Below are 7681 nucleotides of genomic sequence, written 5' to 3' on the forward strand. Positions count from 1 at the left end.
AGCGATGACGTCTGCCCAGAACCTGCCGAGAGTGGTGAGCGCGCGCGCCGCGTGCGCTCCCGATGCGCCGGCGGTCCTCTCCGCGCAGGAGACGGTCACCTACCGCCAGTTGGAGGCGCGGTCCAACCGGCTCGCCCACCTGCTGATGGCGAAAGGCGCCCGCGCGGAACGGGTGGTCGCCATCGCGCTGCCCCGGTCGGTGGACAACGTCATCGCACGGCTCGCGGTGCTCAAAACCGGCGCGGCCTACCTGCCGGTCGACCCCGCGTACCCGGCGGAGCGCATCTCCTTCATGATCGACGACGCCCAGCCGCTGCTGGTGCTGGACGAGCCGCTGGACGTCTCCGGGTGGCCCGACACCGACCCGGACGTGGAGATCGCCGACGACCAGCCGGCGTACGTGATCTACACGTCCGGCTCCACGGGGCGGCCCAAGGGCGTCGTGGTCACCCACCGGGGGCTGCCGGCCTTCTCCGCCGCCGAGGTGGCGCACTTCGACGTGCGGCCGGGCGACCGGGTGCTCCAGTTCTCCTCGCCCAGCTTCGACGCCTCGGTGCTCGAACTGTGCATGGCCCTGCCGGCCGGTGCCGCGCTCGTCGTGCCGCCGGAGGGGCCGCTGCTGGGCGACCAGCTCGCGGACGTGATCGAGGAGTTCGGCGTGACGCACGCGCTGATCCCGCCGGTCGCGCTGGCCACCGTGCCCCGGCGCGCGTTACCCCGCTTCCGGACGCTGGTCGTCGGCGGCGACGCGTGCTCGGCGGACTTGGTGCGGCAGTGGGCACCCGGTCGCCGGATGATCAACGCCTACGGGCCCACCGAGTCCACTGTGGTGACCTCGTGGAGCGAACCGCTGGTGCCCGGCGGCACGCCGCCGATCGGCCGGCCGATCCCCGGCACGTCGGTGCGCGTCCTGGACGCCGAGCTGGCGGCGTGCGACGAGGGCGAGCTGTACGTGACCGGCGTCGGGCTGGCGCGCGGCTACCTGGGGCGGCCGGGCCTGACGGCGTCGCGGTTCGTGCCCGACCCGTTCGGCCCGCCCGGGTCGCGGATGTACCGGACCGGGGACGTGGTGCGCCGGGCCGCCGACGGGACGATGGAGTTCGTCGGCCGGGCCGACCACCAGGTGAAGATCCGGGGCTTCCGGGTGGAGCCGGGCGAGGTCGAGGCGGTGCTGTCCGGGTTCCCCGGCGTGCGGCAGGTCGTGGTGGTGCCGCGCGACGAGCCCAAGCGGCTGGTCGCCTACGTGGTGGGCTCGACGGACGGCCTGCGCGAGGGGTTGGCGGCGCGGCTGCCCGACTACATGGTGCCGGCCGCGTTCGTCGCGCTCGACGCGTTCCCGTTGACGCCCAACGGGAAGCTCGACCGGGCGGCGCTGCCCGCGCCGGTCGTCGGCGAACTGCCGGAGGACTTCGTCGCGCCGCGCACCGACGAGGAGCGGCGGGTCGCGCGGGTGTGGGAGGACGTGCTGGGCGTCGCGCACGTCGGCGCGCGGGACGACTTCTTCGCGCTGGGCGGGGACTCGATCCTGGCGGTGCGGGCGCTGGGCCGGCTCGGCGGGTTGCCGGTGCGGGCCATGTTCGAGCACCGGACGGTCGAGGCGCTGGCGAGCGCGCTGCCGGTGGCGGAGCCCATCCCCCGGGTGCCGCGCGGGCAGGCGCTGCCGCTGTCCCCGGCGCAGCGCCGGCTGTTCTCGCTGGACGGCACGGCGGAGCAGAACACGGCCGTGGGCCTGCGCCTGACCGGTCCGCTGGACGTCACGCGGCTGGCCTCCGCGCTGGACGCCCTGGCGCAGCGGCACGACGCGCTGCGCACGACGTTCGACGTGGTGGACGGCGCCCCGGCGCAGGTCGTGGCCGAGCGCGGCACGATCCCGCTCGCGGTGCGGGAGGAGACCGACCCGGCGGAGGGCGTCGCGCGCGAGGTCGGCATCCCGTTCGACCTGCGGGAGGGGCCGCTGACGCGGGCGGTGCTGCTGCCGCTCGGGCCGGACGAGCACGTGCTCGTGCTGGTGCAGCACCACATCGTGACCGACGGCTGGTCGGTCGGGGTGCTGGTGGAGGAGCTGGCGGCGCTCTACGCCGGCGAGGAGCCGCCCGCCGCCACCGCGCAGTACCCGGACTTCGCCGCGTGGGACGCGGCCCGCCCGGTCGGCGACGTGGCGTACTGGCGGGAGAAGCTGGCCGACTTGGAGGCGCTGGACCTGCGCACCGACCGGCCGCGCCCGGCGCTGCGCACCTCGGCGGGCGCGGTGCTGCGCCGGCCGCTGCGGGCGGAGCTGGTCGAGCGGCTGGCCGGGGTCGGGCGGGCGCACGACGCGACGCTGTTCATGACGCTCACCGCCGCCGTGCAGGTGCTGCTGTCGGCGCGCAGCCGGCAGCGGGACGTCGCAGTGGGCACGGTGACCTCCGGCCGGGACCACGCCGACCTGGAGCGGGCGGTCGGGTTCTTCGTGCGCACGCTGGTGCTGCGGTCGTGGGTCGACCCCGGGCTGCCGTTCACCGGGTTCCTGGACCACGTCCGCGACACCGCGCTGGAGGCGTTCGCGCACGAGGACGTGCCGTTCGACCGGGTGGTGGCCGAGCTGGGCGCCGACCCGGACCCGAGCCGCACGCCGCTGGTCCAGGCGGTCGTGGCGTTGCAGCAGCCGCTGGTGCGGGACGGGCGCTTCGGCGACCTCGCGGTCGCCGAGCAGGACCTGCCCCGGCCGAACGCGCGCTTCGACCTGGTCGTCGAGTTCTGGCCGAGGGCCGACGGGCTGGTGCTGACCGTCGAGTACAACACCGACCTGTTCGACCGGTCCACGGTGGAGGTGCTGGCCGACGACCTGGAGACGTTGCTGCACAACGTGGTCGAGGACCCGGACCGGGAGCTGCGCCGGCTCGTCGCGCTGGACTTCCCGCCCGACGACGCGGTCCGCGTGCGCGGCGTGCGGGTCGACCCGGGCGCGGTCGAGGAGGCGTTGCGCCGGCACCACGAGGTGGAGGACGCCGCCGTGGTCGCCACGGACCGCCGGCTGGTCGCCTACGTGGCACCGCCGGTGAGCCCGGCGGCCTTGCAGGGCTTCCTGGCCCAGGTGCTGCCCGCGCACAGCGTGCCGACCACGTTCGTCGGGCTGGACCGGCTCGACCGGGACGACCTGCCCGCCCCGCCCGAGGAGCCGAAGGTCCACGTCGCACCGCGCACGCCCGTGGAGGCGGAGCTGGCGCGGGTGTTCGCCGAGGTGCTGGGCGCGGCCCGGGTCGGCGTGCGGGACAACTTCTTCGCCCTGGGCGGCGACTCCATCCTGGGCATCCAGGTGGTCACCCGCGCGCGGCAGGCCGGCCTGGTCCTGACCTCGCGGGACATCTTCGCGCACCAGACCATCGCGGCGCTGGCGCCGCACGTCACCCGCGACCTCCCGCCGGTCACCGACCAGGGCGAGGTCACCGGGGACGCGCCGCTCACCCCGATCCAGCGGTGGTTCCTGGGCACCGGGTCGACGCTGTTCGACCAGTCGCTGGTGGTGGACTTCGACCACGACGTGGACCCGGCGGCGCTGCGCGCGGCGGTGGACGCGCTGGTCGCGCACCACGACGCGCTGCGGATGCGGTTCGCCGCCGACCGGCAGGTCACCCAGCCGGTGGGCAGCGCGGACCCGTTGCTGCGCGCGGAGGTCGTCGGCGCGCGGTCGGTCCGCCTGGTGGCGCACCACCTCGTCGTGGACGGGGTGTCGTGGCGGATCCTGTCCGAGGACCTGATGACCGCCTACCGCCAGGCGGTCACCGGCGAGACCGTCCACATCGGACGCAAGACCACGTCGTTCCGGGACTGGGCGCGCAGGCTGCACGACCACGCGGCGGCGGGTGGGTTCGCCGCCGAGCTGCCCCACTGGTCGGCGGTGGCCGGCCCCGGCGTGCCGACCGACCGGGACGGGGCGAACACCTTCGCCACCACGCGGGAGGTGACCGCGCGGCTCACCGAGGAGGAGACCGCCGCGCTGCTGCGGGACGTGCCGGAGGTGTACCGGACGCAGGTCAACGACGTGCTGCTGACCGCCCTGGGCCGGGTGCTCGCGGACTGGACCGGCGACGACCGGGTGCTGGTCGACCTGGAGGGGCACGGCCGCGAGGAGCTGTTCGAGGACGTCGACCTGTCCCGCACGGTCGGTTGGTTCACCACGGTGTTCCCGGTGGCGCTCGACGTGCCGGCCGGGTGGGGTCCGGCGCTGAAGTCGGTCAAGGAGCAGCTCCGGGCGGTTCCCGGGCGCGGCATCGGCTACGGCGCGCTGCGCTACCTGGCCGGCGGCCCGGCGTGCGACCCGGCGGTGAGCTTCAACTACCTGGGGCGCTTCACCGGTCAGCGCGACCTCGACCTGGTCGCCGACCCGGACATGCCGCGACCGCACCTGCTCGACGTCGTCGGCAAGGTGCAGGACGACCGGCTGGAGTTCTCCTGGTACTACAGCTCGGCCGTCCACGACGACGCGACGGTGGCGCGGCTGGCCGACGCGTTCGCGCACGCGCTGCGGGCGATCCTGGCGCACTGCCGGGAGCCCGGCGCGGGCGGGCGCACGCCGTCGGACTTCCCGCTGGCGCGGCTCACCCAGGACCAGGTCGACCTGATCACCGGCGAGGACGCCTACCCGCTGACGCCGATGCAGGCCGGCATGGTGTTCCACGGCCTGGGCGAGCGCGGGGTGTACTTCCAGCAGACCACGTTCGTGGTGGACGGCGTGCCGGACTCGCAGGCGTTCGCGCGGGCGTGGCAGCGGGTCGTCGACCGGAACCCGGTCCTGCGCAGCTCGGTGCTGTGGGAGGGCGTCCGGGAGCCGTTGCAGGTCGTGCACGCGCGCGCCGAGGTGCCGTTCAGCTTCCTGGACTGGAGCGGGCTGGACGAGCCCGACCGCGCGGTGCGGCTGGCCGCGCTGCTGGAGCAGGACAAGGCCGCCGGGCTCGACCTCGGGGTCGCGCCGCTGATGCGGGTGGCGGTCATCCGGCTGTCGGCCGACTCGGTGCGGGTGCTGTGGACGTTCCACCACGTGCTGCTGGACGGCTGGAGCGTGTTCCAGGTGCTGTCGGACGTGCTGGGCGAACCGCTCGACCGGCCGCCGTTCCGGGACTACGTGGCGTGGTTGGCGGAGCAGGACGACGCGGCGGCGGAGCGGCACTGGCGCGGGGTGCTCGGCTCGTTCGACTCCCCCACGCCCCTGCCGGCCGACCGCCCGGCGACCGGCCGGGCCACGTCGTCCGCGCGGCACCCGGTGGAGCTGACCGCCGAGGAGACGGCGCGGGTGTACGAGTTCGCCCGCGCGCACCGGGTCACGCCCAGCGCGGTCGTGCAGGGCGCGTGGGCGCTGCTGCTGGCCAGGTCGTCCGGGCGGCGCGACGTGTGCTTCGGCGCGACGGTGTCCGGGCGGCCGGCGGACCTGCCGGGCGTGGACGCCATCACCGGCATCTTCATCAACACCCTGCCGGTGCGGGTCGACGTCGACGGCGCCCGGCCGGTCGCGGACTGGCTGCGCGAGCTCCAGGCCGCCCAGGCGGAGTCGCGCCGGTTCGAGCACGTGCCGCTGACCCGGTTGCAGGCGTGGAGCGGGGTCGAGGCGGGCACCGCCCTGTTCGACAGCGCGGTGATCTTCGAGAACTACCCGGTGGACCTGGCCGACGGCATGGGCCTGCGGGAGCTGGAGGCGGTCGAGGTGACCAGCTTCCCGCTGTCCGCGACCGTCTACCCGGCGGACCGGCTGAGCGTGCTGCTGGGCTACGAGCCCGCCGTGTTCGACGCGGACACCGTGGTCCGGCTGGGCGAGCGGTTGACGGCCCTGCTGGTCGGCCTGGTCGCCGACCCGGACCGGCCGGTGGGCCGGGTGCCGTGGCTGTCCGACGCCGAGCGGCACCAGGTGCTGGTCGAGTGGAACGGCCGCGAGTCCGGTGAGCCGTCCGCGACCGTCCCCGGGCTGTTCGCGGCGCAGGCCGCGCGCACGCCCGATGCCGTCGCGGTCCGGTTCGCCGGCCGCGAGTCCGGTGAGCCGTCCGCGACCGTCCCCGGGCTGTTCGCGGCGCAGGCCGCGCGCACGCCCGATGCCGTCGCGGTCCGGTTCGAGGGCACCTCGCTGACCTACCGCGAGCTGGACGAGCAGGCGAACCGGTTGGCGCACCACCTCGTCGGACTCGGCGCGGGCCCCGAAAAGCTGGTGGCGCTCGTGCTGCCCCGCAGCGCCGACCTGGTCGTCGCGGTGCTCGCCGTGCTGAAGTCCGGCGCGGCGTACCTGCCCATCGATCCTGCCTACCCGGCCGACCGGATCGCGGGCACCATCGCCGACGCCCGACCGGTCGCGGTGCTCGACGCTCTGCCCGACGTGTCCGGACATTCCACCGTGGCACCGGATGTCCACCTCACGCCGGACAACGCGGCGTATGTGATCTACACCTCAGGGTCGACCGGCAAGCCCAAGGGCGTGGTGATCCCGCACGGCAACGTCGTGCGCCTGTTCTCGGCGACGGACCACTGGTTCGGCTTCGGCGAGAACGACGTGTGGACGCTGTTCCACAGCTACGCCTTCGACTTCTCCGTCTGGGAACTGTGGGGCCCCCTTCTGCACGGCGGACGACTCGTCGTCGTCCCCTACGAGACCTCCCGGTCGCCCCGGGACTTCGCGCAACTCATGCGCGACGAAGGCGTCACCGTGCTCAACCAGACCCCGTCCGCCTTCTACCAACTCCTGCCCGAGCAACCCGACCCGCGCCTGGTCATCTTCGGCGGCGAAGCGCTCGACCTGCACAAAGTCCAGGATTGGCAAGGCAGCGGCACGTTGGTCAACATGTACGGGATCACCGAGACCACCGTCCACGTCACCTACACCGAGGCGGACGGCAGCATCGGCGTCCCGATCCCCGACCTGCGCGTCTACGTGCTGGACGACGACCTCGAACCCGTGCCGCCCGGGGTGGCCGGCGAACTGTACGTCGCCGGGCCGGGACTGGCCCGGGGCTACCTGAACCGGCCGGGGCTCACCGCGTCCCGCTTCCTGGCAAACCCTTACGGCACAGCGGGTTCTCGCATGTACCGGACCGGCGACCTCGGCAAATGGCTCAACGGGGCGCTGCACTACCTGGGCCGGGCGGACCAGCAGGTGAAGATCCGGGGCTTCCGGATCGAACTCGGGGAAATCGAAACCGTCCTGGGTGCGCATCCTGCCGTCGCCCAGGTCGTTGTGCTGGAGCAGGAACAGCGTTTGGTCGCGTACTACGTGCCGAACGGGGACGTGCAGGTTTCGGAACTGCGCGGTCACGCTTCGAGTGCGCTGCCCGAGCACATGGTTCCGACGGCGTTCGTGGCACTGGATCGTCTGCCGCTCAACGCCAACGGCAAGTTGGACCGCGTCGCGCTCCCCGCGCCCGAGCGCGACGCGGTCACCTCGGACCACTACGTCGCACCCCGCACGGAGACCGAGGAGGCCATCGCGGCCATCTGGGCGGAGGAGCTGGACGTCGACCGGGTCGGCGTGGAGGACAGCTTCTTCGCCCTGGGCGGCGACTCCATCCGCAGCCTGCGCATCACGTCCCGGACCAAGGCGGCCTTCGCCGTCGAGCTGTCGCCCCGGGACGTGCTGACCGCCCGCACCGTGTCGTCCCTCGCGGACCTCGTCGAGGACCTCGTGCTGGCCGACCTCGAAGCCCTCGTCGACCGGGAAGCGTGAACC

1 protein-coding gene is annotated in these 7681 nt (G+C 74.1%); it reads left to right on the forward strand.

The window, feature by feature from the left end:
• The first annotated feature begins 31 nt into the window (after positions 1–31).
• Positions 32–7678 carry an amino acid adenylation domain-containing protein gene (locus tag AB0I60_RS13215; protein WP_360728894.1) on the forward strand — a complete coding sequence of 2549 codons (7647 nt, stop codon included), beginning with the start codon at positions 32–34 and terminating at the stop codon, positions 7676–7678.
• The last annotated feature ends 3 nt before the right edge of the window (positions 7679–7681 follow it).

The sequence above is a fragment of the Actinosynnema sp. NPDC050436 genome (assembly GCF_040655415.1).
GTDB lineage: Bacteria > Actinomycetota > Actinomycetes > Mycobacteriales > Pseudonocardiaceae > Actinosynnema.